Origin of the sequence: Rothia sp. P5764, from assembly GCF_048512965.1 — a bacterium.
Lineage (GTDB): Bacteria > Actinomycetota > Actinomycetes > Actinomycetales > Micrococcaceae > Rothia.
Map to the genome: position 1 here is coordinate 158,313 of NZ_JBLXXQ010000004.1, position 26,630 is coordinate 184,942.

The following is a 26,630-nucleotide window of genomic DNA, read 5'->3' on the forward strand; positions in this document are numbered from 1 at the left end:
CCGTGAGGCCACCTTATGCTCTTTCCATCCCTGGACGTCTTCGCATTGCCGTCTACCCGTAATCGTAGTGGGATCAGTTGAGGCTATACCCTGTAGACGGCATCAGGTGTGCGGTACAGCCCAGCATGCGTTCACGGCTTCCACCGTGAACTATTGACCGCCCATTCGGACGATCGTTTATTGATTCGTAGATAACGATAACGTAACGATTTCAGCTTTGCCAACCCCAATTTGAGACACAACACAGTCAAAGGGCGCGACCCCCATCGCCTCTGGAGGGTGCGATACACACACTTAAAGACAGGCTTGTATCACCCTTCACACCTTAAAAAATCCCTGATTTTTGGGGATATATAGGTTTTGTATCTGGGAGGCTAAGAGCGGGACAAGCATTTTTTAGACAGGTTAGAAGGTTCTTTTAATTTCTCAAAAAAATTTTCAACCCCTAGCCTGGCAGGTGGTTCTAGGTCACAAAAAGGTCACAAGATCCAAAAACCCTGTGACCTTTCTGTAATTACCCTCTAGTGGGAAGGTTCGCTTGCACCCGCCAGAAGCGCACGGAACCCAGCCTCGTCCAACACAGGGACACCAAGCTGTTCAGCCTTATCCAGCTTAGAGCCAGCTGAAGCCCCTGCCACCAGGTAACTTGTCTTCTTAGAAATCGATCCAGATGCCTTGCCACCACGAATGATAATCGCTTCCTTTGCGCTATCGCGGGTAAAGCCCTCTAGAGTACCGGTGACCACTATAGTCAGGCCCTCCAGCGTCCTCTCAATTGCGGTGTCTCGTTCGTCCTCCATGCGGACCCCAGCAGCAGCCCAACGCTCAAGGATCTCTAGATGCCAGTCCTCACCAAACCATTCCATGAGGGAACGAGCAATAATTGCCCCTACCCCATCTACATGCGCCAACTCTTCTTCACTGGCCGCCCTGATAGCATCCATTGAACCGAACTCTGTGGCCAGGGCACGAGCCGCAGTGGGCCCAACATGGCGGATAGAGAGTGCAACCAATACCCTCCACAAGGGCTGATTCTTGGCCTTTTCAAGCTGCTCGAAGAGCTTTTCAGTATTGCGAGTGGGAGCGCTCGGCTTTTTGGCGGTGCCACGGGTGTAGAAATAAGGCACAAGTTCGCTAGCACCGGTAGCAACACCCTTGACCTTCTTCTCTCGCTCAATCCGAACATCAGCTAAGTCTTCGGCGGTGAGGTCAAAAAGGAAGGCTTCAGATACCAGTGGTGCCTGGGCAGGAGCAGCAGGACTGGTCAAAGCTCGAGCGGCCTCGTACCCCAGGGCTTCAATATCAAAAGCACCGCGCCCGGCCAGGTGGTTAACGCGCTCGGTTAGCTGAGCCGGGCATGAACGAGCATTGAGACAGCGAATATCGACGTCCCCGTCCTTAGCCGGGGCAAGAGGCTGACCACATGAGGGGCAGTCTGTGGGCATCACGAACTCCCGCTCACTACCGTCACGTAGCGCAACAACGGGGCCTACGATTTCGGGGATGACATCCCCAGCCTTGCGCAGTACAACGGTATCGCCAACCAGAACCCCCTTAGCTTTCACCACATCCTGGTTATGCAGGGTAGCCATCTCAACGGTAGAGCCTGCAACCTTTACCGGCTCCATTACACCGTAAGGAGTGACGCGCCCAGTGCGCCCAACGTTGACCCGAATATCAAGTAGCTTGGTGTTGACTTCCTCCGGTGGATACTTATAGGCAACGGCCCAGCGAGGCACCCGTGAGGTATAGCCCAGGCGCTCCTGGGTAAAAAAATCATTGACCTTAATGACGATGCCATCAATCTCGTGCACCAGAGAGTGGCGCTGATCGCCGTACTGGGCAATGAAATCGAGAATCTCGGCCCTGCCAGTCAGCAGCTGGGAGTAGGGGCTCACCGGCAGACCCCAGGCTTTGAGCTGGTCGTAGGTCTCGTACTGGGTGCTGATATCAAGCCCGGTGCGCGAGCCAATACCGTGCACAAACATGCTCAGGGGGCGCTCGGCGGTCAAGGCCGCATCTTTTTGACGTAGCGAACCAGCCGCCGCATTGCGGGGATTAGCAAACGGCGCCTTGCCCTGGGCAATCATCTGCTCATTCAATGAACGGAAGTCAGCCGAGGAAATAAAGACCTCACCACGAATCTCCAGCTCTTCGGGGTGGCCCTCCCCCGCTAATTGGGTGGGGATAGAAGCGATAGTCAGTACGTTGTGGGTGACGTCTTCGCCCGTGGTACCGTCGCCGCGAGTAGCGGCACGAACCAGCTTGCCCCGACGGTAGAGCAGGTTGACAGCCAGACCATCAATTTTCAGCTCGGTCAGCCAAGCCGGGGTCTTCCCGGTCATCTGCTGAGCATTAGCCTCAGCGCGGTCCAACCAAGCGCCCAACTCTTCTAGTGAGAAAACATCTTCCAGAGAGTACATACGGGCCAGGTGGGTTACCGGGGCGAAGGCGGCTGAAGCTTCGCCTCCCACCTCCTGGGTCGGTGAGTCGTTAGCTACCAGCTCAGGATACTGGGCTTCCAGCTTCTCAAGGTCCCGGTAGAGGGTATCGTAGGCAGCATCGGAGATGGTAGGAGCATCGTTCACATAGTAGCTTTGACGCGCCTGACGCACCCGGTCCACAAGCTGGTCATACTGCTCACGAATATCTGTGGGAATCTGCTGGCGCTCACCGCCGCTTGCTTGAAGCTCGAGGGCAGTTTCTTCGACAGAGGCTAAGTCTTTATTTTCACTCACGCTTCCATTGTGCCCTATAGGAGGGCTTGACCAAGAAAACCGGGCGTAGATATGAAACAAACCCCACGCAAAAGCCCCACCTGCATCTGCAGGTGGGGCTCTATCATTAGCCGTTTATTTCACGGTGCAGGTCTTTCTCAGAGTGGAACTGCTCTTCTTCGGTCGTGGTTGTATGGTGGTAGTCATAACCGTCAATACCGGTCACAATCTGCTGGGCGGCGCTCTCAGTTAGCTCCTTGAGCTCATCGGCACGAGCTTGGGCATCCTCAGTTGTAATCGCATCGGCTACCACAACCGTGATGTTGTCACGCCCGCCAGCACGCAGAGCCGCCATCTGAAGCACATCCGCCGCATCTTGGGGGTGCTCAACGGTAGCTAAGACACGCGCCATATAGTTATGGGACAGCTCGCCGGAAAGCCCATCGGAGCACATCATCAGGCGATCCCCCTCGCGGGCAGGAATTACCCAGAAATCAGGTTCCCAGTAGTTACCGGTACCCAGCGCACGAGTAATGACGTTGCGCCGGGGGTGTGTCAGCGCCTCAAGAGCAGTAATCTGGCCTGTATCGACCAGGTACTGAACCTCGGAGTGATCCACAGTAATCTGCTCAAGCTCCAAACCGTCGACAGGGCCGTTCGAGATAGAAAGAGCGTCCTCGGTTTCTACGTCTTCACTGCGCACCAGCCGGTAGGTGCGAGAGTCACCCACATTGAAAATAAACCACATCTGCTGGTCCCCTATATGGGTGAGCCAGGCACCGGTCACGGTGGTACCTGCTCGTAAGTCCAGGGCACCTTTAATGGCTTCATCGGCTTCCCCGATGATCCCTTTAATCTTGTCTAGAGTCTTGAGAATCTGACGATTAAGCGCTGAAGTTTCTTTACGACGTCGGCGGAGCAGGCGGCTACCTGCATCCCCAGAAAGAGCCTCGCTCGCAACCTCGGAGTCAAAGGCTTTTTCTTCTTCAGGGGTCATGCCACCGGGCAAACTAAAGATTGGAGAATAGGCCAGAGTACGAGTGCATAAGCGCGAAGCAACCTCGCCTTTCTCGTGCCCTCCCATTCCATCAGCTACCACGCAGAGAGTGCCAGCAACGACCACGGAGTCTTCATTATTATCGCGGTACTGGCCTACGTCAGTTGACTTGCCCGCATATACGGTGAGTTGTGGGGCCGGGGTCATTCGAAATCGATCTCCAGTTCGTTGCCTATGCCCGGGGTTATTGCCACGGGCCTAACATTACCGAACCCGCGCACGTTACGTACGCCCTGCGGGATCAGCACAAATCGTTTATCGTCTTCAAGCGCCTCAGCGGTTGAAGCATCGGTGAGCACAATTCCGGGCTCAGTCAAAGCTACCAGGCGAGAAGCCAGGTTAACAGTGGGGCCGTAGATATCGCCCAGACGGGGCAGAACCCGCCCCCACACAAAGGACACTCGAGCTTCGGGGAGCAGGGGGTCTTCGCTAATGAGCTTTGAGAGCGCCAAGGCGATACGAGCACCATCTTCAGGGGACTCTACCAGGTACATGACCTCATCGCCCACGGTTTTGATGATACGCCCGCCCCCCACAGCAATAACTTCGGCGCATCGCTGCTCAAAGTTCTTCACCAGAGAAGCCAGTTTGCGCTCGTTCATCTCACGCGAGAGAGAGGTATACGAAACAAGGTCAACAAAGCCAACACCGCGCGCCAAGGGCAAATCACTATCGGCCAGTGGTGCGCCGTCTTCCTCGTTGCGCAAAGCAAGGCGCAAAATCGCAGAGTTAAGCATGCGACGGTAGCCATAGACCGTAATATCCTCGAGGTCTTCAATCAGACGCGGGAGCAGGTTCAGCAGTTCCCCCCGGGCTTGTGTATCGGTCAGACCCCCGTGGATTACCATGTCTTCAACCAAGGCCTCTACCTGCCAGACAACCATGCGGTCCATCATTTGCCCGACCGAGCGGGTAATGGAAAGAGCGGCCTCTTCGGAGAGCTGGCCTTCTTGCACTAGAGAGTTCACCGTCTTAAGCGCCTTGCTGTCGGCGTGCGTGAAGTGCTCGTCATCATCCTTGTGGTTAGGGAGCCCCAAAGACCGCCAAATTTTACGGGCGGTCAGCAGGGAAACACCGGCTTCTTCAGCCACCTCCCGGCGTTTCATGGTCAGGTTATCACCCAAGAGAGCACGCTCAAGCTCTAGCACTCCCCGGCGGGCTTCGTCACTGCGGTAGAGCAGACTCTGGACGCGATTATGGGGGCGCCTGCTCCGGCTGCTTGCACTGCCGGTTTCCTCGGCTCTTTCGCTACCGGGTGCTGACTTCTCCACTGGAGTATTCCTTCTCTTCTCTCTGGCCTGAGCTCGGTGCCTCGCCATTATTACTAGCTGGACCCCAAGGGGCCTTCTTCAAGAATACCCAAATCGGTGTGACTTGGGCTACGACCGGCAGGGGTAGAGTTTCATTTACCTGCATATTCTATGCCCCCGGTCACTTTTTCAAAAACCATACAGCCATATGTGGGCTCATCACAGGACTTTTTAGGCAAAAACCCAAGGCAACTCCTGCCTCGCTTGGTCAAAAGGGATACCCCTTAGACGCCCAAAGGTGCTAGCGCTCTAGATACTCTTCTTGAGCAGTGCGGATACGGGCACTAAATCTCTCGGGATCAGGAACAGCCCGCAAAACATGGCTGATGCCACGCCCATACACGGTCAAAGGAGCCGCCGCCACAACCCCCATCAAAGCTTTGTACCCCACGCTCACCCTCTCAATTTCATACAGGGGGACGCAAATGTCTTTCTTGGCAGATAAGCCCCGGCGAATGACCAGCCGATCACTGGTCAGCAGGTAACTGGTCAAAATCCAGGCTGCGAGGTACCTGACGGCAAGCACAGCCAGCACCAAAGACACCATAAGGGCCGGGTATGAGATCCAGGCCTGCGCCGAGCCTAGCGCCGAGGAAAAACTCCACAGTGCCATGGCTACCAGCACATAGCACAGAGGGCGCACAAGCACGATCCCGTGAGCGCGCGTAGCGGTCAGCGTGTATTCATCTGGGTTGAGTGGTCCGCGTAGTTTCATCGCCTTTGAGTGTATCGGGGAAAGCTGAAAACATACCTCAACCCACCCTGAAAAGAGCCCTGTATATATAGGTATAAATGATTGGGAACAGGCCTCCCTTTACGCTCCAGCACCGTATCCTTCGGGTCGCACATGCACCACATCACCTACAGTGAAGCTGCGTTCCTGACCGGTAGCTGAGCGAACAACCAGTTGACCTTGGTCGGTCAGGTCTACACCGATTCCTCGGAAAATCTCCTCCCCCGGAAGGTGAATGGTCAGTCTGGAACCCAGGGTACTCATGGCGTCTTTGAGTCTCTGAATCAGAGTTCCTGCTCCCCTGTCAATCCCAGCATCAAAGCCTGCCGCCGCAAAGTCACGATAGTGCTGTTCAAACCGCTGGGCCAAGATGTTGAGAGCGCGGTTAAGATTGACCTCCTGTCCGGTTGCAACAAGAGTGCTAGTGGCAGTGGGCACCGGCAGCTGTTCCTGGTTGACGTTCAGGTTCATACCAATACCCACCACTACCGAGATGTTCCCTTCTGGCTCTATGACCAGTTGAGCAAGAACCCCGCAGACCTTACGGTTTCCCAGCAAAACGTCATTGGGCCACTTGATGGAGGGGCTTAGCCCACACAGTTGCTCCAGGGCATCACAAGCCGCCAAGGCCACCAGCGAAGTAAACCAGTGATACTGATCAGGAGCTACCTTATTGGCAGGGTTGGCATGAGGGCGCACCATAAAACTCGTTGCAAGGGTTGCACCGGGCGGAGCGACCCACACCCTATCCAGACGCCCCTTACCTGCATTCTGGTCTGAGGTACTCACCAGTGAAAGTTCACCGTAGCTACGCCGAGTCAGCGCATCGCCTACCAGAATCTTGCGGGCGTATTCGTTGGTAGATCCGACCCTGGTCAGCACCTCAACCCGGTCGTACCCGGTCAGGTTAAGCTCAGTTGCGCTGAGTTTGGCGTGCATGATGGGCCCTTCTAGCTTGGGGTATCTTCTGCCCGTCATTTTACGGCTTTTGTAGCTTCCGTCGTAAGAGGGGTGAGATACTGGCTATACCATGCACCCTATGAAAGGCTATTCCCTTGGCAGTTTATGCAGTCCAGTACTCTTACGGTCCCGCCGAAGTTCAGGCTGAGCACCGCCCCGCCCACCGTCAATACCTTGCCCAGCTCCACGAGCAGGGCAAGCTCTACGTCTCAGGTCCCTTGGTCGATGATCCCGCCGGCGCTCTGCTGATCTTTGAAGTACAGAACCGCCAAGAGCTCGACCAGCTTGTTGCGGCTGACCCCATGCACTCCGGCGGCGCAGTTACCGGCCACACTGTCCGCGAATGGAACCCTGTCATCGGCAAGCTCGGTTAGTAAATACAGTAAATACTGAGTATCTCCAGGGAGGGGTTAGGGCAGAGCTACGTCTCATGACATAGCCAGATGCTCTAGCCCCGTCTCTTATTTAGAAAAAATGACCTCAAAATCACAAGAATAATTGGGTGGCACAAGCGGCGCAGTCTATAGTTGTTAGGAACGACCCCACCGCCGGTCAGTCCCCATCCGCCCTACCAACCCCCGCGTGAGAAGGCCCAGCATGAGCGAGAACTCCACTTCCGAAGCACCCGATCTGACCACCACAGCCGGTAAGATTGCGGACTTCTACGCCCGCCGCGAGCAGACCCTAGCCCCTACCGGTCAAGGCCCTATCGACCGCCAGCATGAGCGAGGCAAGCAGACCGCTCGCGAGCGCATCGAGATGCTCCTGGATGAGGGTTCTTTCGTTGAGTTTGATGCTCTAGCCAAGCACCGCGCCACCGCTTTTGGTATGGAGAAGAAGAAGCCACTCGGTGACGGTTTGGTTTCTGGCTATGGCACTATTGACGGGCGACTGGTTGCTGTTTATTCTCAGGACTTCACTGTCTACGGTGGTTCACTGTCGCAGGTCAACGGCGAGAAGATTGTTAAGGTTCAGAAGTTTGCCCTGAAAAATGGTTGCCCCATTATCGGCATTAATGACGGTGGCGGCGCCCGTATTCAGGAGGGCGTGGCTTCGCTGGCTATGTTTGCCGATATCTTCCGCATGAATGTTCGGGCCTCGGGGGTTATCCCCCAGATTTCGGTCATCATGGGTCCCTGCGCTGGCGGTGCGGCTTACTCCCCCGCTCTAACTGATTACATTGTCATGGTAGATAAGACCAGCCACATGTTTATTACCGGCCCCGATGTAATTAAGACTGTGACCGGTGAAGAAGTTGATATGGAGACTCTGGGTGGTGCCCGCCAGCACAATGCTGTCACCGGTACCTCCACTTACCTGGCTGAGGATGAAGAGGACGCCTTTGACTTTGTGCGTGAGCTGGTAGAGTTTCTGCCCTCTAATAATCTCAGCGAGCCTTTCCCGCTGGATCATGACCAGGAGCCGCAGGTTACGGTCGATGACCTTGACCTGGATTTGCTGATTCCCGATTCCGCCAACCAGCCCTACGATATGCGGGCTGTGATTGAGTCGGTCGTTGATGACGGCCACTTCTTTGAATTACAGGCGCTTTATGCCCCCAACGTGATGGTTGGCTATGCCCGCCTTGAGGGTAAGACCGTGGGCATTGTGGCTAACCAGCCCATGCAGTTTGCGGGAACCCTCGATATCAATGCTTCGGAGAAGGCCGCTCGCTTTGTGCGTAACTGCGATGCTTTCAATATCCCGATTCTCACTTTTGTTGACGTTCCCGGCTTCCTACCCGGTACCGATCAGGAGTTCAACGGAATCATCCGCCGCGGCGCTAAGCTACTCTACGCTTACGCTGAGGCGACGGTTCCGCTGGTTACCGTCATTACCCGCAAGGCCTACGGTGGTGCCTACATTGTGATGGGTTCCAAGAAGCTGGGCGCTGATATTAACCTGGCCTGGCCCACTGCCCAGATTGGTGTCATGGGTGCCCAGGGTGCCGTTAATATTCTCTACCGCCGTGAGCTGGCTGCTCTTGCCCAAGAAGGTGGAGACATTGAGGCTAAACGGGCTGAGCTGATTCAGAAGTACGAGGAAGAACTGCTTAACCCCTACCAGGCGGCTGAGCTCGGCTTTATTGACGAGGTAATCGCGCCCTCCGAAACCCGCGTCCGTCTTGTAGGCGCCTTGCGTGCTCTGCACGATAAGCGGGCAGCAACCCCCGCCAAGAAGCACGGCAACATTCCTCTGTAAAGGTTTAGGTAGATATGGCAACCGCTAACCCGCTCTCCCTTCTGGGCTTCGGCAAGAAACAGCCTGCACCCCGTTCTACCCCTGCCAAAGTAGAGCACGATACACCGGGTGCTCTCGAAGAGCCTCCCGCTCTTTTTTCTGTGGTCAAGGGCAACCCAACCGAGGAGGAACTAGCAGCCCTTGCCAGCGTGATTGTCGCAGCTCAGCAGCAGGCTAATGCGCACAAAGAAACCGCGCTGGAGCTGTGGCAACGCCGTCTGAATAACACCCAACGGCTAGGTGTGAAGCTTCGACCGGGGCCGGGGTCTTGGAGACGGGCGCGGCCCCAGTAGCATCATGTGGTGAGGGTAGCTAGCTAAGTTACCTAACCTTTACCTGTGACCGCTCCCATAAAAGCTAGGTCATACTGCCTACAATGGTAGGTATGACTATGCACCCTGAACTTCCTGAAATTTTCCGCACCGAACGCCCGGAAACCCAGATTGACCGGATCGCCAACGCTCACTTTGAGAAACTCCTAGAACTTGATCCTGCCTTTGCCACCATGGAGGGCTATAAGGGCCGGGAAACCGAGTACGCAGACTACTCCCCTGCGGGTATCGAAGAATATGTGGCTACTGTTCGGGCTACCCTTGCCGCACTTGATAGCGCCCAACCAGCAGATGATATTGATCTTGTCACTCTCGATGCTATGCGCGAGCGCCTGGGCCTTGAGATTGAACTGCACGAAGCAGGACTCGACAGCTGGGAGCTCAACAACATCGCCTGCCCCGTTCAAACAATTCGCGCCACCTTTGACTTGATGAACCGCTCCACTCCCGAGGACTGGGGGCACATCGCAGGGCGTCTGCACAATGTTGCTGCCGCTATTTCTGGTTTTACAGAAACCCTAGAACAGGCTCGTCAGGCAGGTAAGGTCTCTGCTGTTCGCCAGGTCGATACCATTATCGAGCAGGTGGGCGCTTACGTCTCTGAAGGCGGTTTCTTTGATTCGTTGGCTCAGGAAGTCGTGGATGCCTGCCCCGAACACGCTGAGCAGGCCCGATCCGGGGCAGAATCGGCCAAGGCCGGTTACGGTAAGTTCCTGACCTATTTGAAAGAAACTCTGCGCCCCGAAGCCCCTGAACAGGATGCCGTGGGCCGTGACCGCTACGCCCTGTACTCCCGCAAATTTGTGGGAACCGCCCTGGACCTTGAGGAAACCTACGCCTGGGGTGTGGAAGAACTCGACCGGATTATCGAGGCACAGAAGCAGGTTGCCGAGCAGATCAAACCCGGGGCCAGTATCGAAGAAGCCAAAGCACTTCTTGACGCGGACCCCGAGCGAACTCTCAAGGGAACCGATGCTCTGCAGGCCTGGATGCAGAAACTATCCGACGCCGCAGTCGACTACCTGAGCCGTGAGCACTTCACCATTGAAGGTCCCCTGCGCAAGCTTGAGTGCATGATTGCCCCCACTCAGGAGGGCGGTATCTACTACACCGGACCGTCCGCTGATTTTGAGCGGGCAGGGCGTATGTGGTGGTCTGTTCCTGCGGGCGAGGACACCTTCGGTACCTGGCGTGAGACCTCGACGGTCTACCACGAGGGAGTCCCCGGCCACCACCTACAGGTTGCTTACGCAACCGCTATGGCCGATGCCCTCAACAAGTGGCGTGCCAGTGCCTGCTGGGTCTCCGGTTACGGCGAAGGCTGGGCTCTTTACGCTGAGCGCCTGATGGGTGAGCTGGGCTATCTTTCTGATTCCGGTGACCGGATGGGTATGCTCGATGCCCAACGCATGCGCGCGGCACGGGTGGTCTTTGACATTGGTTTGCACTGCCAGTTTGAGATCCCTGAGCGTTGGGTAGCTGAACTCGGTCTTGAACCGGGTGTCTGGGATGCGGAGCGCGGCTACGCCTTCCTGGAAGCTAACCTGGATACCTCTGAGGGCCAGCGCCGCTTTGAGTTCCTGCGCTACCTGGGCTGGCCGGGCCAGGCTCCCTCCTACAAGGTAGGTGAGCGTGTCTGGCTCCAGCTCCGGGAGCAGGCACGAGCTGCCGGTATCTCTGACCGAGACTTCCATACCCGCGCCCTCCTTCTGGGCTCAGTAGGGCTTGACACCCTGCGCCGAGCACTAGCAGCCTAAATACAGCTCATATGCCCCGCACTCTTACCGGTGCGGGGCATGTGGCAAGGCCTCCACCGGTTAGGCCGGTGGCCCGCCAGCGCTTTAGACCCGGTTGAGAGGCCTTGACCTCTTCTTTTACAGTCATTGCGGTACTAGACTGTGATTTACCTTACCCATCGTGGGGGTAAATCCTCACCCAGCTCAAAGGAGAGCCATGACTGTCTATGCCGCACCTGGATCCAAGGATTCACTTCTTACTTTTAAGTCCCGCTACGATCACTTCATTGGGGGCCAGTGGGTAGCTCCAACCGGAGGAGACTACTTTGAGGACTACTCCCCGGTCACCGGCAAACCCTTCACCGAGGTTGCCCGAGGAAGCGCTGCGGATATTGATAAAGCCGTCGATGCTGCCGAGAAAGCCTTTATAACCTGGGGCAAGAGCTCACCTACAGAGCGAGCCACCCTCCTGCTCAAGCTGGCGAGCATCATGGAGGATAATCTAGAGAAAATAGCTGTAGCCGAGACCTGGGAGAACGGCAAACCAGTCCGCGAAACCCTTGCCGCGGATATCCCCCTGGCCATCGACCAGCTACGCTACTTCGCCTCGGCAATCCGAACGCAGGAAGGCCGTATCTCCCAGCTGGACGAGGACACCGTTGCCTACCATTTTCATGAGCCCCTGGGAGTCGTAGGGCAAATTATCCCCTGGAACTTCCCCATCCTTATGGCTATTTGGAAGATCGCCCCGGCCCTGGCAACGGGTAACACTATCGTACTCAAGCCGGCCGAGCAGACACCTGCCTCCATCCTCTTTCTCGCAGACCTTTGGAAGGATGTATTACCGGCCGGTGTGCTCAACATTGTTAATGGTTTTGGGGCTGAAGCCGGCGCTGCGCTTTCTGGGCACAAGAGAATCCGCAAAATAGCCTTCACCGGCGAAACCACCACCGGCTCCATCATCATGAAAGCCGCCTCTGAGAACATCATTCCGGTCACCCTTGAGCTGGGTGGTAAGTCACCTAACATCTTCTTTGCCGATGTGGCTAGCCAAGAGGACTCTTTCTACAGCAAGGCTCTGGAGGGGTTTGCCTCCTTCGGCCTTAACCAGGGTGAGGTTTGCACCTGCCCTTCCCGTGCCCTAATTCAGAAGCCCATTTACGATAGCTTTGTGGAAGCTGGAATTGAGCGGGTCAAAGCTATGAAGCAGGGCAACCCCCTCGATACCGAGACTATGGTGGGTGCTCAGGCATCGCGGGAGCAGTGGGATAAGATTACCGGCTACCTGCAGCTGGGTAAAGAGGAAGGCGCAGAGGTCCTCGTCGGTGGCCAGGCCTGTGAACTGAGCGGCGATTTGGCCGGGGGCTGGTATATTCAGCCCACCGTCTTTGCTGGAAATAACGATATGAGGATTTTCCGTGAGGAAATTTTTGGTCCTGTGCTGGCAACCACCAGTTTCACCGATTTTGATGATGCTATTCGCATCGCCAATGACACCGACTACGGTCTGGGCGCAGGGGTTTGGAGCCGAGATCAGTTCACCGCCTACCGTGCTGGGCGTGCGATCCAGGCCGGTCGAGTCTGGGTCAATAACTATCACAACTACCCGGCGCACGCAGCCTTTGGCGGGTACAAGAAATCCGGTATTGGCCGGGAGAACCATCTGATGATGCTTGAACACTACCAGCAGACCAAAAACCTGCTGGTCTCCTACAGCCCTGAGCCGACAGGCCTCTTCTAGGCCCTGGGTGTTCCAGGCCCTGGGTGTTCCAGGCCCTGAGCCAGAGCCGAGCAAGAATAACCCCGCCCTTTCTCTCCTCACTCCGAGCTTATTCACCGGGGCTAGGAGAGAAAGAGCGGGGTTTTATGCACTTATCAAAGTCTCTTTCCTACAAGACACTAGACTGGTCATATGCAGACCTCTACCAGCACCGATGACAACGGCCAAGACTCGCCCCGCTTGATTCTGGCTTCAGCCTCCCCAGCTCGCAAAAAACTTCTTGAAGACGCCGGCCTTGAATTCACGATCCTGGTCAGTGACGTCGATGAGGACGCCGCCCTAGCGCAAGCACAAAACCAGGCTTACGCGCGGGGGCTGGGGGAGATTACTCCCGCCCAGACAGCCCAGTTACTGGCCAAGGCAAAAGCTCAGGCCGTTGCAGCGCTCCCCGAAACCGCCGGCGCCCTGGTTCTGGGGTGCGATTCCGTCTTCGAGCTTGACGGGCAGGCCTACGGCAAGCCCGGCACCGCTGAGCAAGCCCTCGAACGTATCACCGCAATGAGCGGGCGGAGCGGGCTATTGCATACGGGGCACTGGCTCATCGACAACCGCACAGGCACCCAGCAGAAACTGCCCGAAGCCAGCGAGCTCCGCACCGCAACCGTCCACTTTGACACGCTCAGCCCGGCAGAAGCTGAGGGGTATGTAGCCACAGGCGAGCCTATCTGGGTGGCAGGTTCCTTCACCATCGACGGCTTCGGCGCCGCCTTTATTCGTGGGATTGAGGGCGAATATCACACCGTCGTAGGACTCTCAATCCATGCCCTGCGTACAATGCTGGGCAGTCTAGGCGTTTCAATCACCGACATTTGGAAAAAATCGCGATAAATTTCAAGATGCGGCTTTTTCTGCTTGCCATCGTAAGCGTGCCTAAAAACCGCCTCACCCGCCAGCGCGCTGCACTAGGCGGGGTAAAACTACCGAGGAGCTGTACGTGACTGAAACCAAGACCCAGGATCAGCAATTTACCCCTGTTGCAGGCCGCCACACCGGCCCCGTCAGTAAGGTACTCATTGCCAACCGTGGTGAGATTGCTGTGCGCGTTATCCGCGCCGCTCAGGACGAGGGAATCGCCACCGTAGCGGTCTACGCTGACCCTGACCGCCAGGCCCAGCACGTCCAGCTTGCCGATGAATCCTATGCCCTGGGCGGTAACACCGCTACCGAGTCCTACCTGGTCATGGACAAACTCCTTGAGGTTGCCCGCCGCTCCGGTGCCGATGCGGTACACCCCGGCTACGGCTTCCTCTCAGAAAACGCCCAGTTCGCCCAGCAGGTCATTGACGCTGGGCTGACCTGGATTGGGCCCTCCCCCGAATCGATTAACCGTCTGGGCGATAAGGTAGCCGCCCGCCATATCGCGGAAAAGGTCGGCGCACCCTTGGTTCCCGGAACCAAGGACCCCGTCAAGAGCGCCGCTGAGGTCGAGGCTTTTGCCGATGAGTTCGGCCTGCCCGTTGCCATTAAGGCAGCTTTTGGTGGTGGCGGACGCGGTATTAAGGTTGCCCGCGAGCGCCAAGGTATTGGTGAGCTCTACGACTCAGCGGTGCGCGAAGCCCTTGCGGCCTTTGGGCGCGGTGAATGCTTTATCGAGCGTTTCTTGGATTCCCCACGCCATGTGGAAACTCAGTGCCTGGCCGATGCGCACGGCAATGTTGTGGTGGTTTCCACCCGCGACTGTTCACTGCAGCGCCGTAACCAGAAGCTGGTTGAAGAGGCACCTGCTCCTTACCTGACCGATGATCAGAACAAGCGTCTCTACGATGCTTCTAAGGCAATTTTGCGGGAGGCTGGCTACCAGGGCGCGGGTACCTGCGAGTTCTTAGTGGGTACCGACGGCACTATCTCCTTCTTGGAGGTCAATACCCGCCTGCAGGTGGAGCACCCGGTTTCTGAGGAAGTCACCGGTATTGACCTGGTACGTGAGCAGTTCCGGATTGCGCGCGGCGAAGAAATTAGCCCGGTTGACCCCCAGGTGCGGGGCCACTCCTTCGAGTTCCGTATCAACGGTGAGGACGCTGGCCGGAGCTTCATGCCCTCCCCCGGCACTATTGACAGGCTGGTTGTGCCCCAGGGGCCTGGCGTGCGCTGGGATTCCGGGGTCATTGCCGGCGATACCGTCAGTGGCAACTTTGACTCTATGATTGCCAAGCTCATTGTGACCGGTGCTGACCGTGACCAGGCTCTTGCGCGCGCCCGCCGTGCGCTGGGTGAACTGGTGATTGAGGGTATGCCCACGGTCGCCAACTTTCACGCTGCCGTTCTTAATGACCCCGCTTTTGCTCCCGGTGAGGGCGGCACCTTTGCTGTGCATACCCGTTGGATTGAGACCGAATTCAAGAATAATCTGCCCGCCTACGATGGTGCTCTTACCCTGGCCGAGGCTGAGGACGAGCGCCAGAAGATTACCGTTGAGGTCAACGGCAAGCGCATGGAAATTACCATGCCCTCCTTAGCCGGTACCGGTGCTAAGCCTGCCTCTGCGGCTAAGGCCCGTAAGTCCCGTTCGGCCCGTGGCGGCGCAAGCGGCCCGGCCAATAGCAATGAGCTGACCAGTCCCATGCAGGGCACTATCGTCAAGGTGGCGGTCAAGGACGGCACTAAGGTCGCTGAGGGTGATCTGATTGTTGTTCTTGAAGCCATGAAGATGGAACAGCCCATTACAGCACACAAGGCAGGTAAGGTCACCGGCCTCAAACTCAAAGCAGGCGATACCGTTTCTGCTGGGGCCCTTGTTGCAACCATCAAATAGGTAGCCTGCCCTAGGTTTATGCCGGGGCATGCCCGCTGCCTGATACCCGCCCAAGGGCTATCTGGTAGGTAGGGTATGCCCCTGTCTATTTGCCACCAGTGAATAGCGCTCTCAGAATATGAAACACAAGTTTCAGAATGAGAACCGGAGTCTTACATTAAAACCGTAGGCATACACCCCATATATCCCGAGAGAAAACCATGTCCACCTCCACTAGGCCTCGTAGAGACTCCGCAGATATCACGGTGCCCCGCAGTCGGGTCATTCTGGCCTCGCTGATTGGTACCACCATTGAGTTCTATGACTTCTACATCTATGCCACCGCAGCTGTAGCTGTCTTCCCCGCACTCTTCTTCACCGGCAACGATGACACCGCCAAGCTACTAGCTTCTATGGCAACTTTTGGTGCCGCCTTTATTGCCCGTCCAATTGGCTCTGTCGTCTTCGGTCACTTCGGCGACAAGGTAGGCCGCAAGGCCACCCTGGTGGGCGCGCTACTGACCATGGGTATCGCAACCTTCCTGATCGGTCTGCTCCCCACCTACTACCAGATTGGCCTGTGGGCCCCTACTCTGCTAACTATCCTGCGCTTCTGCCAGGGCCTGGGCCTGGGCGGTGAATGGTCAGGTGCGGCCCTGCTGGCCACCGAGTACGCCCAAGAAGGTAAGCGTGCACGCGCAGCTATGTGGCCCCAGCTTGGGGCACCGTTTGGCTTTATTCTGGCTAACGGTTTCATGCTGCTTCTTACCCTGTCGATGGGTTTCACCTCCCTAGCGGCCGGTGACAGTCTGAACCACGACTTCCTGGTCTGGGGCTGGCGTATCCCCTTCATAGCTTCTATCATCATGGTGGCGGTTGGGCTCTACGTGCGTTTCAAACTGGAGGAAACCCCGATCTTTAAGCAGGCACTAGAGCAGGAACAGAAGGTTAAGACCCCTCTGACTGAAGCTTTCCGTGTTGCCAGGTGGCCCATGATTCAGGGGACTTTCATTATGCTGGCTACCTACGTTCTCTTCTACCTGATGACTGCCTGGATCCTCTCCTTCGGTATCGGCAAGATTGAAGACGGCGGCCTGGGCATTGCCTATCGCACCTTCCTGGTTATCCAGATCATCACCATTCTCTTCTTTGCCGCAATGGTTCCTGTATCGGGCTGGCTGGCAGATAAGTATGGCCGCCGCTCCTCCCAGCTGGTGATTACCGCTTTCATCATGATCTTCGGTATGTCTTTCGGCTTCCTGATGGACCCTGCCAGTGTTGGTACCGGGTCCGACGCTAACATTGGGCGTATTATCCTCTTCATGTCCATCGGAATGACCCTGATGGGCCTGACCTTTGGTTCCATGTCGGCTTACCTGCCCGAGCTTTTCCCCACCAACGTTCGCTATACCGCTAGCGGTATCAGCTACAACGTGGCCTCCATCCTGGGCGCGGCGCTAACCCCCTACGCAGCGGTTTGGCTCAACGCCCACGGCGGCGTTGGCGCAGTGGGGCTTTACCTGGCCGGTGCAAGCTTGCTCACCCTAATCTTTATGGCTATTACCCATGAGACCAGGGACGTTAACCTAACTACCATGGAGCGAACCCAGTAGGTCCTATAAAAATCCAGCATCATAGAGCGCCGCCGGTCTTTCCCACACTGGAAGACCGGCGGCGCTTTTGGTATATCTATGGGTTTTTATTTGGTGTGAAGCTGACGGGCGGCTTCTGAGATAGAGCCGGTCAAGGAGGGGTAGACCGTGAAACACTCGGCAATATCATCGACGTGCAACTTCTTATCCACAGCCAAGGACAGCGGGAAGATGAGCTCCGAGGCTCGCGGACCAACCACAACACCACCGATCACGGTGCCCGAATGTTTGCGAGCAAAAATCTTGATGAAGCCATCCTCAACAGCCATCATCTTGGCACGCGGGTTAGTGGCCAACGGTAGCATGACCATATCGGCCTGGTACTTGCCCTGCTCGATTTCGCGCTGGCTGACGCCAACAGTGGCGATCTCGGGGGCGGTGAAGATATTAGCCGCTACCTGATGGGTTCGCAAGGGCTTAACGGTGTCCCCCATCATATGAGACACAGCTACTCGGCCCTGCATAGCCGCAACTGATGCCAGCGGGTAAACACCTGTGCAGTCACCGGCGGCGTAGATATTGGAGATATTGGTACGAGAGACGCGGTCCACGTTGATGTGCCCGGTCTCGTTGACCTCAACCCCTGCCTGAGCCAGGCCCAGGTCCTCTGTATTGGGGATCGAGCCCACGGCGATCAAAACGTGGGAGCCAGAGACCTTACGCCCGTCCCCCAGGGTTACGATAACGCCGTCACCCGCCTCGTTGTAGCAGGCGGCATCGGCCCGCGAACGCGGCATAACTCGGACGCCGCGGCGTTCAAAAACATTTTCAAGAACGGTTGCGGCGTCTTGGTCTTCGCCGGGAAGAACCTGGTCACGCGAGGAGATGAGTGTAACCGATGAGCCCAGGCCCTTGTAGGCTGAAGCGAACTCAGCACCGGTGACACCAGAGCCAACAACGATTAGCTCTTCGGGGAGCTTTTCAAGCTGGTAAAGCTGGGTCCAGTTAAGGATTCGCTTACCATCTGGCTGGGCTGTGGGTAGCTCACGGGGGTGAGTTCCTACTGCAAGGAGGATAAAATCTGCTGCAAGCTCATAGACCAGGCCGGTCTTGTCGGTGACTTCAATGGTGTGCTTGTCAACGAGCTTACCCCTCCCGTGGATAATCTTGACCCCACTACGTTCCAGGGTTCGTTTGATGTCCTGGGACTGCTGGTGGGCCAGAGCAAGTAGCCGCTCATTGACCTTTGCCAGGTCAACCGAGATAGGGGGCGGAGAGTCGTCCTCCCCCACCGAGATAGCTAGTTCTTGGGCCTTACCGAAGCGGTTGCGAGCATCTGCACTTGCAATCAGTGTTTTGGATGGCACAACGTCGGTAAGAACGGCCGAACCGCCCATACCTTTGTCTTCAATCAGTGTTACATCGGCACCGTGGCTTGCGGCTACCAGGGCGGCCTCGTAGCCACCGGGGCCTCCACCAAGAATGACGAGTTTGTGTGATGCGTAGTCTGTTTTTAGAGTCACACCTTATATTGTGTCCTACATCGCAGGAACCCTCAACTTAAGAGGTGCAGGCGGTTGCGGTAGCCCGCCGAGTGTTCACTGTTTACCGGGTAAGGCTACTTCTTTTGTGCTCGCAGATATAGGTGGGTGGCGGGCGGGTTTGGTACCGTAGATAGGGTGTTGAATGATTCAAATATTTCCTCCGTATCCACCGCTGACCCCTCGCACCCGGCGCTTGTTCGCGCCCGCGAAGCAGCTGACTTTATTGCCGAGAAAACCGGTGTAGAAAAGCATGATCTGGCACTGACGCTCGGGTCAGGCTGGGGTCAAGCCGCCTCCCTGATTGGTGAGGCAACCCACGTCCTCTCCGCCGATGAGGTTCCGGGCTTTCACAAGGCCGCCGTGGTTGGCCACCCCGGGACCATTACCTCAATTTTGACCCCCGGCGGTCAGCGTGCCCTGGTCATCGGTGCCCGCACCCACTACTACGAGGGGCGCGGTGTTGAAGCCGTGGTCCATGGTGTTCGTACCGCTGCCGCAACCGGTGCCCGGACCATGATTCTGACCAACGGCTGCGGTGGCCTCAATCCGGCCTACTCAGCCGGTGAACCTGTGCTGATTGCCGATCACATCAACTTCACCTCAGCGTCTCCACTCACCGGCGCCCACTTTGTTGATTTGACCGACCTATACTCACCGCGTATCCGCGACCTGGCAAAAGGTATTGACCCCAGCCTGCAAGAAGGGGTCTACATGCAGTTCCCTGGCCCCCACTACGAGACTCCTTCCGAAGTTGGCATGGCCGGTGTCCTAGGTGCTGATCTGGTGGGTATGTCCACCGCTCTTGAAGCCATTGCCGCCCGCGCCGCAGGCCTTGAAGTCTTTGGTATCTCACTGGTTACCAATCTGGCCGCAGGTATCCAGGAGACCCCTCTGAGCCACGCTGAGGTTATTGAGGCTGGCCAGGCCGCTGGCCCCCGCATCTCGCGCCTGCTGGCAGATATTATTGCGGCCCTCTAAACCCGGGCTTATCCCATCACCGGCCCCGGCATACTTTCTGCCGGGGCTTGACACCTCTCACCTTGGAGAACACACATGACCCCAGATATTAACCAGCTTCTTGAGCAAGCCCGCGCCTGGGTAGCTCTTGACCCCGACGCGGAGACCAAAAGCCAGCTTGAGGGCATCATTGCGCAGGTAGAGGCCGGCAGCCAAGATGCTGCCGCTGACCTGGCAGACCGCTTTAGCGGGACTCTACAGTTCGGTACCGCTGGTCTACGTGCTGAGCTGGGGGCAGGTCCCATGCGTATGAACCGTGTGGTTGTTCAGCGGGCTGCCCAGGGGCTAGCTAACTACGCGGTAGCACGAGCACGGGCGGAGGGCTGGGAGAAGATTTCGGCCGTCGTGGGCTTTGATGCCCGTAAGAACTCCGATATCTTTGCCACCGATACCGCCGCTATCTTCACCGCCGCAGGCATCGAGACCCACCTCATGCCCAGCGCCCTGCCCACCCCTGTTACAGCCTGGGCCACCCGCGAATACGGGGCAGAAATAGGGGTCATGGTCACGGCTTCCCACAACCCGCCCAACGATAACGGCTATAAGGTCTACCTCGGTGGGGCCGCCGTTGAACCCGGTGCGCGCGGTGCCCAGATTATTCCGCCCTATGACGGTGATATTGCCGCCTCCATCGCGGCGGTTGAAGCCCCTGTGCTGGCTGCTGAGGGCTGGAATGTACTCCCCGCGAGCCTTGCCACCGACTACATCAACAGGGTCACTCCCCTGGTGGAAACCAAAGAACGGGACCTCAAGATTGTTCTGACCCCCATGCACGGCGTGGGCGGCAAGACCGCTCTTGCTGTGCTGAACCAGGCCGGTTTTAAGAATGTCACTCTGGTCCCTGAGCAGGCTGACCCGGACCCTAACTTCTCGACCGTGGCCTTCCCCAACCCAGAAGAGCCCGGTGCCCTGGACCTAGCGATGGCCCTTGCCCAGCACATTGATGCCGACCTGATTATCGCTAACGACCCAGACGCTGACCGCGCCGCCTTTGCCATCAGGCAAGAGGGCACCTGGCGTATGCTCCGCGGGGACGAAACAGGCACTATTTTGGCCTCTCGTCTGCTGGCTCAGCTGACCGATCCGGCACAGGCAACCTTTGCTAACTCGATTGTCTCCTCCCGCCAGATGGGCGCCCTGGCCCGCGCCGCGGGAGTCAAGCACGTTGAAACCCTCACCGGCTTCAAGTGGATTGCCCGTGTTGAGGACCTAACCTTTGGCTACGAAGAAGCCCTGGGCTACTGCGTCGATCATGCCCAGGTCCGCGATAAGGACGGCATCTCTGCCGCCCTGGTCATGGCCGACTACGCCCAGGAACTCAAGGATGCTGCTTCTTCTTTCCCCGCGCTTCTCGATGAGATTGCCCGTGAACACGGTGTCTACGCTACCGACCAGCTTTCGGTGCGCGTTGATGATTTAGCCCTGATTCCGGCCATGATGAAGCGCCTGCGCACCGCGCCTCCTCAGGACTTGGCAGGTTCGCCGGTGACTGTCAGTGATGACCTGACCCAGGGTAGCGAGGCTCTGCCCCCGACCGACGGCATGCGCTTCTATACCGAAGACTCATCGCGCGTCATTGTGCGCCCCTCTGGCACCGAGCCCAAGCTCAAGTGCTACCTTGAAGTCCTTGTGCCCGTTACCGAATCCGTAGCAGAGGCCCGTTCGATAGCCGCAGACCGGCTTGCCCGCATTACCGAAGATATGAAAATCGCGCTGGGCCTCTAAGCCCACGTTGCAAGGAGAAACCATGACTCTTGAACTTACCCAGGCCGAGCTGGCCGCCATGATTGACCACACCATTTTGGCTCCCAGCGCCTCCGAAGAGGACGTCCGCCGGCTCTGTTCCGAAGCCAAGCGCTACGGCTTCGCCAGCGTCTGCGCTAACCCCGTTTGGGCACCGGTCCTGGCTGAAGAGCTAGCCGGCTCTCAGTCCCTTCCCTGCGTTGTAGTGGGCTTCCCCTTCGGCGCTTCCGCCACCGTGGTTAAGGCTTTTGAGGCTAAAACCGCAGTTGAGGCAGGTGCCGCTGAGGTCGATATGGTGATCAACATTGCCGATGCCAAGGCCGGCAAGAAGGAGGCCCTGGTTGCAGATATTAAGGCTGTAGCCGATGCCGTCCACGCAGGTGGCGCCCAGCTTAAGGTCATCATTGAAACCTCTGAGCTCACCGATGAGCAGAAGGTTCTGGCTTGCCAGGCTTCTGTTGAGGCAGGTGCTGACTTTGTGAAGACTTCCACCGGCTACTCAGCGTCGGGTGCCACCCTTGAAGACATTGCCCTTATGCGCAAGACCGTTGGCCCCGACCTGGGTGTTAAGGCTTCTGGCGGTGTGCGCACCCGCCAAGATGCGCTGGCCATGATTGAGGCTGGCGCTACCCGTATCGGTGCTTCTCAGGGTATCGCTATCATTGAAGCGGGGCAGGAAACACCTGGGGCCTACTAAAAGCGCGGGGCCCCCCGTAGGGGTGCAAACCTCTAGCTGAACACCTATACTATCTATAAAAGCACACACATCCCACTAAAGGATTTCTCATGGATAATGCCACTGAGCAGCAAGAAGCCGAGAAGCGGTCCAACGTTGAATCGTTGGGTCTGGAATCTGGTAATCGCAAGCGGAGCGGCGCCCCCCAGTACTCCGGCACCAAGGAGCTTGGCTCAAACATCGCCCTTTTTGTTCTCTGCTTTGTTATGCTCTTGGGTTGCCTTTATACCCTGGGCATGTACCCCGAGGGCGGCTGGGTCTGGTGGATGGTTGCCGTTATTCTCTACGGTGTAACCTTCATGGTTCCGCTTTGGATTCTTCCCTCTAAGACCAATGAGCGCGTGCACACCGGCGGTAGCGATCTCTTCCTTAAGTAAGTTCGGCTAGCACAAGGCAAGGCAAAAGGGGCTGGCCCACCGTCATGGTGGGCCAGCCTCTTTTATTACAGCTGCCCCAGCTAGGGGTTAAGCCGTACCTGCCTCAAAGATGGCGTGGATAAACTGCTCAGTCCACTCCACGATGGCTTCATCTACCAGGTCTTTGCCACCAAGCCGGGCTGTCTTGGGGCGGGGAACAAGGATCTGCCAGTTCTCTGTACCGGGAATCTGCCGGTAGGTTGAGCCGGGGTACATACGCTCTAGGCGCATCTGGCGGGACTCTGGCAGGTCATTGACCGGGAAAAACCGTATCTTGGGTCCCATAGCGACGATTTCCTCCAGACCCACAGCCCGAGCACGGTGGCGTAGAGAGGCAACTTTAAAGAGGTTCTCCACGGGGGCCGGGGGCTGGCCGTAACGGTCAATGAGTTCTTCGCGGGCTTCGCCCAGTTCCTCAGCGGTCTGAGCCTGAGCAATCTGACGGTAGGCAGAAAGACGCAGGCGTTCGGAGGAAACGTAGTCGTGGGGCATGTGAGCGTTGACGGGTAGGTCCACCTTGATGTCGGCGGGTGTTTCTTCTTTATCTCCGTGTTGGAAGGAGGCTACGGCCTCCCCCACCAGGCGCAGGTAGAGGTCAAAGCCAACACCTGCAATATGCCCTGACTGTTCACCACCGAGCAGGTTACCGGCCCCGCGAATCTCAAGGTCTTTCATGGCAAGGCGCATACCCGCGCCCAGCTCGTTGTGGGTAGCAACAGCTTTAAGGCGCTCATGGGCGACCTCGCTCAGCATCTTCTCTACCGGGTAGAGGAAGTAGGCGTAGGCGCGTTCGCGGCCACGGCCTACACGCCCGCGCAACTGGTGAAGCTGGGACAACCCGTAGTTCTGGGCTTGGTCCACAATCAGGGTATTGGCGTTGGAGATATCCAGGCCGGTCTCCACAATGGTAGTTGAGACGAGCACATCGAACTTCTTTTCCCAGAAGTCCACAATGATTTTTTCCAGCCGGGACTCGCTCATGCGCCCGTGCGCAACGGCAATACGGGCCTCGGGCACCAGTTTCTGAATCTCGTTGGCGGTTTCTTCGATAGTGGCGACCCGGTTATGGACCACAAAGACCTGGCCTTCACGCATGAGCTCCCGGCGGATAGCGGCGGTTACCTGTTGATCGGTCTTGGGGCCAACAAAGGTGAGAACCGGGTGGCGTTCCTCAGGCGGGGTGGCCAGGGTGGAGGTCTCCCGGATACCGGTCAGTGACATCTCCAGAGTGCGAGGAATGGGGGTGGCACTCATGGCTAGCACGTCCACGTTGGTGCGCATGGTTTTGAGCTTTTCCTTATGCTCCACTCCGAAGCGCTGTTCCTCGTCAATAATAACCAGGCCCAGGTCCTTCCATTCGATGGACTCGGACAGAATCCGGTGGGTGCCCACCACAAGATCGACGGAGCCGTGCTTGATTCCCTCGATGGTTTCGGCAGATTCTTTAGCTTTTTGGAAGCGGGAGAGCACCTTGATAGAGACGGGGAAGCCGGAGAAGCGCTCGGTGAAAGTCTCGTAGTGTTGCTGGGCCAGCAAGGTGGTGGGGACCAGAACTGCCACCTGCTTGCCATCTTGAACGGCTTTGAAGGCGGCACGCACAGCGATTTCGGTCTTGCCGTAGCCCACATCCCCCGAGATCAGGCGGTCCATGGGGATTTCTTTCTCCATGTCGGCCTTGACCTCGTTGATAGCCGAGAGCTGGTCGGGTGTCTCGTTGTAGGGGAAGGCTTCTTCCAGTTCACTCTGCCAGGGGGTGTCGGGCCCAAAGGCATGACCGCGCGAGGCCTGGCGGGCAGAATACAGTTTAATGAGATCAGCGGCGATTTCCTTGACCGCTTTGCGGGCCTTTGACTTAGTCTTGGCCCAGTCGGAACCGCCCATTTTAGAGAGTACCGGAGTGTCACCGCCCACATAGTTAGAGACCTGGTCCAGCTGGTCGCTGGGCACAAAGAGCCTGTCCTTGGGGCCACCCCGCTTAGAGGGGGCGTACTCCAGTACCAGGTACTCTTTCATAGGCTTGGGCTGGCCCGGGGTGACTGTGGCCCCGGCAATGGGGCGCTGAATCAGCTCCACGAACTGACCGATACCGTGTTGTTCATGCACTACGTAGTCCCCCGCACTCAAAGACATGGGATCTACCGCGTTCTTTCGGCGGCGCACCGGTAGCTTGCCACTGCGCAAATCGCGGGTAGCGTAGGGGCTGGTACGGCCCAGGATATCCGCCTCGGTGAGCAGACCGAGCCGCTCGGTGTCCATCATGAAGCCGCGCCCCATGCTAGCGGTTGTCATCTCGATCATGCCGGGCTCGGGTGGATTGGTCAGGTCTTGGACCCGTGATGCCGGAATCTCAGCCTGCTGGAAGAGGTCGAGTAAGCGGGCTAGCGGGCCGGGGCCGTCCGTCACGACGGTGATCCGCCAGCCGGCCTTAATCTTCTTACCGACCTCGGTGAGCAGTTCGTTGACGTTGCCCGCGTAGGTGTGCGGGGCACGTGCAGCAAGCTGAACGGAGTCAATGCCGTCATCGACCGCATCATCTACACCCAGTGCAGTCATGGCCCACCAGCCAAAGCCTCGGGCAAGAGCTTCATCACGGATTGAGGCAACGGTCCTGAATCCACCTTGGCTCAGCTCCTGGGGGCTGCGGTCAGTCAGGTCAATAGGAGCCTGGGACGTTTCGGTAGCTGAGTCCCAGGCAGCAAGGAGGAACTCTTCGTTGGTTGCTACCAGGTCGTGGGCTCGCGAGCGCACCCGCTCAGGTTCGAAGACAAGGGGCAGGGAGCCAGCAGGCAGGTGATCGAGCAGGGTCACCATGTCGTCAACCAGTAAGGGGATGAGGGACTCCATACCCTCTACGTAAATACCGCCTGCAATTTTTTCGAGCATGGCGGCTGCCCCCGGGAAATCGGCTTTGAGACGGGCTGCTTTGCTCATGACCGCCGGGGTTATAAGCAGTTCACGGCAGGGTGGTGCCACAAGTTCTTGGGGGTGCTCCTGTCCGGGGAGGGTTCGTTGGTCAGCTATCGAGAAGTAACGGATGCTCTCCACTTCATCGCCGAAGAATTCGACGCGTACGGGATGGGCGGCAGTAGGGGAAAAGATGTCGATGATTCCGCCTCGAACAGCGAACTCTCCTCGCTTAGAGACTAAGTCAACCCGTGAATAGGCGGCGTTTGCCAGGGTTTTGATGAGCTCATCGAAGTCTTGTTCTTGGCCTAGCTTGAGATAAACCGGGCGCATCTTTTCAAGACCAGCAACCAGCGGCTGGAGGACCGAGCGAATGGGTGCCACCACGATACGGGGGGCCTGAGGGCCTCCTTGATGGAGCGCACGCAAAACGGAGAGCCTTTGTCCTACGGTATCGCTTCGGGGTGAGAGCCGTTCATGGGGCAGGGTTTCCCATGCAGGAAAGAGCTGGACTGCCCCGGGCTCTACCAGAGCGCCAAGAGCTGTTGCGGTGTCTTCAGCTTCTCGATCGGTGGCTGTAATTGCGAGCAGGACAGGCTGAGTAGCTTCTGGTGCGGAGGCACTCAGTTGGTCAGCCAAACCCGCTAGCACAAAGGGGCGGGCTCCATCGGGAGCACCGATGATGAACTCATCAACACGTGATGATGGGCTTGCAAAAGCCTGATTGCTAATAGCCCGATAACTCGGTTCCTGGCTCAGGGCGGCGGTGATACCACGCAATGACATGTTCGCTCCATCGATCAGACCTCTAGTGCAGCCCCCATTATCCCATAGGCGGCCCCCTGCCAAGGTAGGGTGATGTGGGCCATTGAAGGGGTCTTAGCAGGCAGTAACTCTTGCCCCCACATTTGGGGATTTTATCCCCAGCATTGACATACTTTAGATAGATTCCCTGGTGAGGAATTTATTGCCTTGTCCCCACAAGTTACTACCAAGTAACCTGATTTTTTACAGGGGTTATACCGATAAAATTGAAGTGTCTAGCTCACCTCCGGTTTCCTATAAATCTTCTCGCACAAGT

Annotated in this window: 19 protein-coding genes; 12 read left to right on the top strand and 7 right to left on the bottom strand. The window is 57.3% G+C overall.

Annotated features, from left to right (window positions below; all coding sequences use genetic code 11):
- Positions 1 to 521: 521 nt before the first annotated feature.
- The 5 genes from ligA to ACN08Y_RS07455 all read right to left on the bottom strand — a co-directional run bounded on the left by ligA (position 522) and on the right by ACN08Y_RS07455 (position 6,756).
- Entirely contained in the window at positions 522 to 2,660 is a 2,139-nt protein-coding gene (gene ligA / locus ACN08Y_RS07435; protein ID WP_419112339.1) for an NAD-dependent DNA ligase LigA, read from the bottom strand.
- Between the two features lie 184 nt (positions 2,661 to 2,844).
- Positions 2,845 to 3,921, bottom strand: a complete 1,077-nt coding sequence (locus ACN08Y_RS07440) for a PP2C family protein-serine/threonine phosphatase (RefSeq protein ID WP_419099820.1) — start codon at positions 3,919 to 3,921, stop codon at positions 2,845 to 2,847.
- Entirely contained in the window at positions 3,918 to 5,045 is a 1,128-nt protein-coding gene (locus tag ACN08Y_RS07445) for an adenylate cyclase regulatory domain-containing protein (protein ID WP_419099821.1), read from the bottom strand. Before ACN08Y_RS07445 ends, ACN08Y_RS07440 begins: the two co-directional genes overlap by 4 nt.
- Before the next feature lie 280 nt (positions 5,046 to 5,325).
- Positions 5,326 to 5,799, bottom strand: a complete 474-nt coding sequence (locus tag ACN08Y_RS07450; RefSeq protein WP_419099822.1) for a PH domain-containing protein — start codon at positions 5,797 to 5,799, stop codon at positions 5,326 to 5,328.
- A gap of 99 nt (positions 5,800 to 5,898) precedes the next feature.
- A complete protein-coding gene (locus tag ACN08Y_RS07455) occupies positions 5,899 to 6,756 on the bottom strand; it encodes a biotin--[acetyl-CoA-carboxylase] ligase (RefSeq protein ID WP_419112264.1) in 858 nt (285 codons plus the stop codon).
- Positions 6,757 to 6,872: 116 nt separating this feature from the next.
- On the opposite strand from ACN08Y_RS07455, the gene ACN08Y_RS07460 reads away from it, so the two are divergent.
- The 8 genes from ACN08Y_RS07460 to ACN08Y_RS07495 all read left to right on the top strand — a co-directional run bounded on the left by ACN08Y_RS07460 (position 6,873) and on the right by ACN08Y_RS07495 (position 17,210).
- Positions 6,873 to 7,151 carry a YciI family protein gene (locus ACN08Y_RS07460; RefSeq protein WP_419099824.1) on the top strand — a complete coding sequence of 93 codons (279 nt, stop codon included), beginning with the start codon at positions 6,873 to 6,875 and terminating at the stop codon, positions 7,149 to 7,151.
- 223 nt (positions 7,152 to 7,374) lie between these two features.
- Positions 7,375 to 8,979 (top strand): acyl-CoA carboxylase subunit beta, encoded by a 1,605-nt coding sequence (locus ACN08Y_RS07465; RefSeq protein WP_419112265.1) that lies wholly within the window; start codon positions 7,375 to 7,377, stop codon positions 8,977 to 8,979.
- Positions 8,980 to 8,993: 14 nt separating this feature from the next.
- Complete coding sequence (locus tag ACN08Y_RS07470; RefSeq protein ID WP_419112266.1) at positions 8,994 to 9,311, top strand: acyl-CoA carboxylase subunit epsilon; 318 nt, start codon at positions 8,994 to 8,996, stop codon at positions 9,309 to 9,311.
- 92 nt (positions 9,312 to 9,403) lie between these two features.
- The gene (locus tag ACN08Y_RS07475) at positions 9,404 to 11,107 is read left to right on the top strand and encodes a DUF885 domain-containing protein (RefSeq protein ID WP_419112267.1); all 1,704 of its coding nucleotides are present in this window, start codon (positions 9,404 to 9,406) and stop codon (positions 11,105 to 11,107) included.
- A gap of 196 nt (positions 11,108 to 11,303) precedes the next feature.
- Entirely contained in the window at positions 11,304 to 12,827 is a 1,524-nt protein-coding gene (locus tag ACN08Y_RS07480) for an aldehyde dehydrogenase family protein (RefSeq protein WP_419112268.1), read from the top strand.
- A gap of 171 nt (positions 12,828 to 12,998) precedes the next feature.
- Positions 12,999 to 13,694 carry a Maf family protein gene (locus tag ACN08Y_RS07485; protein WP_419112269.1) on the top strand — a complete coding sequence of 232 codons (696 nt, stop codon included), beginning with the start codon at positions 12,999 to 13,001 and terminating at the stop codon, positions 13,692 to 13,694.
- Positions 13,695 to 13,800: 106 nt separating this feature from the next.
- Positions 13,801 to 15,618, top strand: a complete 1,818-nt coding sequence (locus ACN08Y_RS07490) for an acetyl/propionyl/methylcrotonyl-CoA carboxylase subunit alpha (RefSeq protein ID WP_419111322.1) — start codon at positions 13,801 to 13,803, stop codon at positions 15,616 to 15,618.
- A 200-nt stretch (positions 15,619 to 15,818) separates the two neighbouring features.
- Positions 15,819 to 17,210, top strand: a complete 1,392-nt coding sequence (locus ACN08Y_RS07495) for an MFS transporter (RefSeq protein WP_419112270.1) — start codon at positions 15,819 to 15,821, stop codon at positions 17,208 to 17,210.
- A gap of 86 nt (positions 17,211 to 17,296) precedes the next feature.
- Here ACN08Y_RS07495 and ACN08Y_RS07500 read toward each other — a convergent pair whose 3' ends face one another.
- Positions 17,297 to 18,712: an NAD(P)H-quinone dehydrogenase gene (locus ACN08Y_RS07500; protein ID WP_419105011.1), complete on the bottom strand. Its 1,416-nt coding sequence runs from the start codon at positions 18,710 to 18,712 to the stop codon at positions 17,297 to 17,299.
- Between the two features lie 174 nt (positions 18,713 to 18,886).
- Between ACN08Y_RS07500 and ACN08Y_RS07505 the strand changes: the two genes are divergently transcribed.
- The 4 genes from ACN08Y_RS07505 to ACN08Y_RS07520 all read left to right on the top strand — a co-directional run bounded on the left by ACN08Y_RS07505 (position 18,887) and on the right by ACN08Y_RS07520 (position 22,606).
- Positions 18,887 to 19,711, top strand: a complete 825-nt coding sequence (locus ACN08Y_RS07505) for a purine-nucleoside phosphorylase (RefSeq protein WP_419099996.1) — start codon at positions 18,887 to 18,889, stop codon at positions 19,709 to 19,711.
- A 75-nt stretch (positions 19,712 to 19,786) separates the two neighbouring features.
- Positions 19,787 to 21,475: a phospho-sugar mutase gene (locus ACN08Y_RS07510; protein ID WP_419112271.1), complete on the top strand. Its 1,689-nt coding sequence runs from the start codon at positions 19,787 to 19,789 to the stop codon at positions 21,473 to 21,475.
- Positions 21,476 to 21,497: 22 nt separating this feature from the next.
- Entirely contained in the window at positions 21,498 to 22,190 is a 693-nt protein-coding gene (deoC, locus tag ACN08Y_RS07515) for a deoxyribose-phosphate aldolase (protein WP_419099834.1), read from the top strand.
- An 89-nt stretch (positions 22,191 to 22,279) separates the two neighbouring features.
- Positions 22,280 to 22,606, top strand: coding sequence for a hypothetical protein (locus tag ACN08Y_RS07520; RefSeq protein ID WP_419099835.1), 327 nt, complete (start codon positions 22,280 to 22,282; stop codon positions 22,604 to 22,606).
- Positions 22,607 to 22,693: 87 nt separating this feature from the next.
- On the opposite strand, the gene mfd is transcribed toward ACN08Y_RS07520, so the two are convergent.
- The gene (gene mfd, locus ACN08Y_RS07525) at positions 22,694 to 26,335 is read right to left on the bottom strand and encodes a transcription-repair coupling factor (RefSeq protein WP_419112272.1); all 3,642 of its coding nucleotides are present in this window, start codon (positions 26,333 to 26,335) and stop codon (positions 22,694 to 22,696) included.
- Positions 26,336 to 26,630 lie beyond the last annotated feature (295 nt).

Coding starts and splice junctions, on each gene's coding strand:
- ACN08Y_RS07440 (WP_419099820.1), bottom strand. CDS start 3,921: ATGACCCCGGCCCCACAACTCACCGTATATGCGGGCAAGTCAACTGAC.
- ACN08Y_RS07450 (WP_419099822.1), bottom strand. CDS start 5,799: ATGAAACTACGCGGACCACTCAACCCAGATGAATACACGCTGACCGCT.
- ACN08Y_RS07455 (WP_419112264.1), bottom strand. CDS start 6,756: ATGCACGCCAAACTCAGCGCAACTGAGCTTAACCTGACCGGGTACGAC.
- ACN08Y_RS07465 (WP_419112265.1), top strand. CDS start 7,375: ATGAGCGAGAACTCCACTTCCGAAGCACCCGATCTGACCACCACAGCC.
- ACN08Y_RS07470 (WP_419112266.1), top strand. CDS start 8,994: ATGGCAACCGCTAACCCGCTCTCCCTTCTGGGCTTCGGCAAGAAACAG.
- ACN08Y_RS07475 (WP_419112267.1), top strand. CDS start 9,404: ATGACTATGCACCCTGAACTTCCTGAAATTTTCCGCACCGAACGCCCG.
- ACN08Y_RS07480 (WP_419112268.1), top strand. CDS start 11,304: ATGACTGTCTATGCCGCACCTGGATCCAAGGATTCACTTCTTACTTTT.
- ACN08Y_RS07485 (WP_419112269.1), top strand. CDS start 12,999: ATGCAGACCTCTACCAGCACCGATGACAACGGCCAAGACTCGCCCCGC.
- ACN08Y_RS07495 (WP_419112270.1), top strand. CDS start 15,819: ATGTCCACCTCCACTAGGCCTCGTAGAGACTCCGCAGATATCACGGTG.
- ACN08Y_RS07510 (WP_419112271.1), top strand. CDS start 19,787: ATGACCCCAGATATTAACCAGCTTCTTGAGCAAGCCCGCGCCTGGGTA.
- deoC (WP_419099834.1), top strand. CDS start 21,498: ATGACTCTTGAACTTACCCAGGCCGAGCTGGCCGCCATGATTGACCAC.
- ACN08Y_RS07520 (WP_419099835.1), top strand. CDS start 22,280: ATGGATAATGCCACTGAGCAGCAAGAAGCCGAGAAGCGGTCCAACGTT.
- mfd (WP_419112272.1), bottom strand. CDS start 26,335: ATGTCATTGCGTGGTATCACCGCCGCCCTGAGCCAGGAACCGAGTTAT.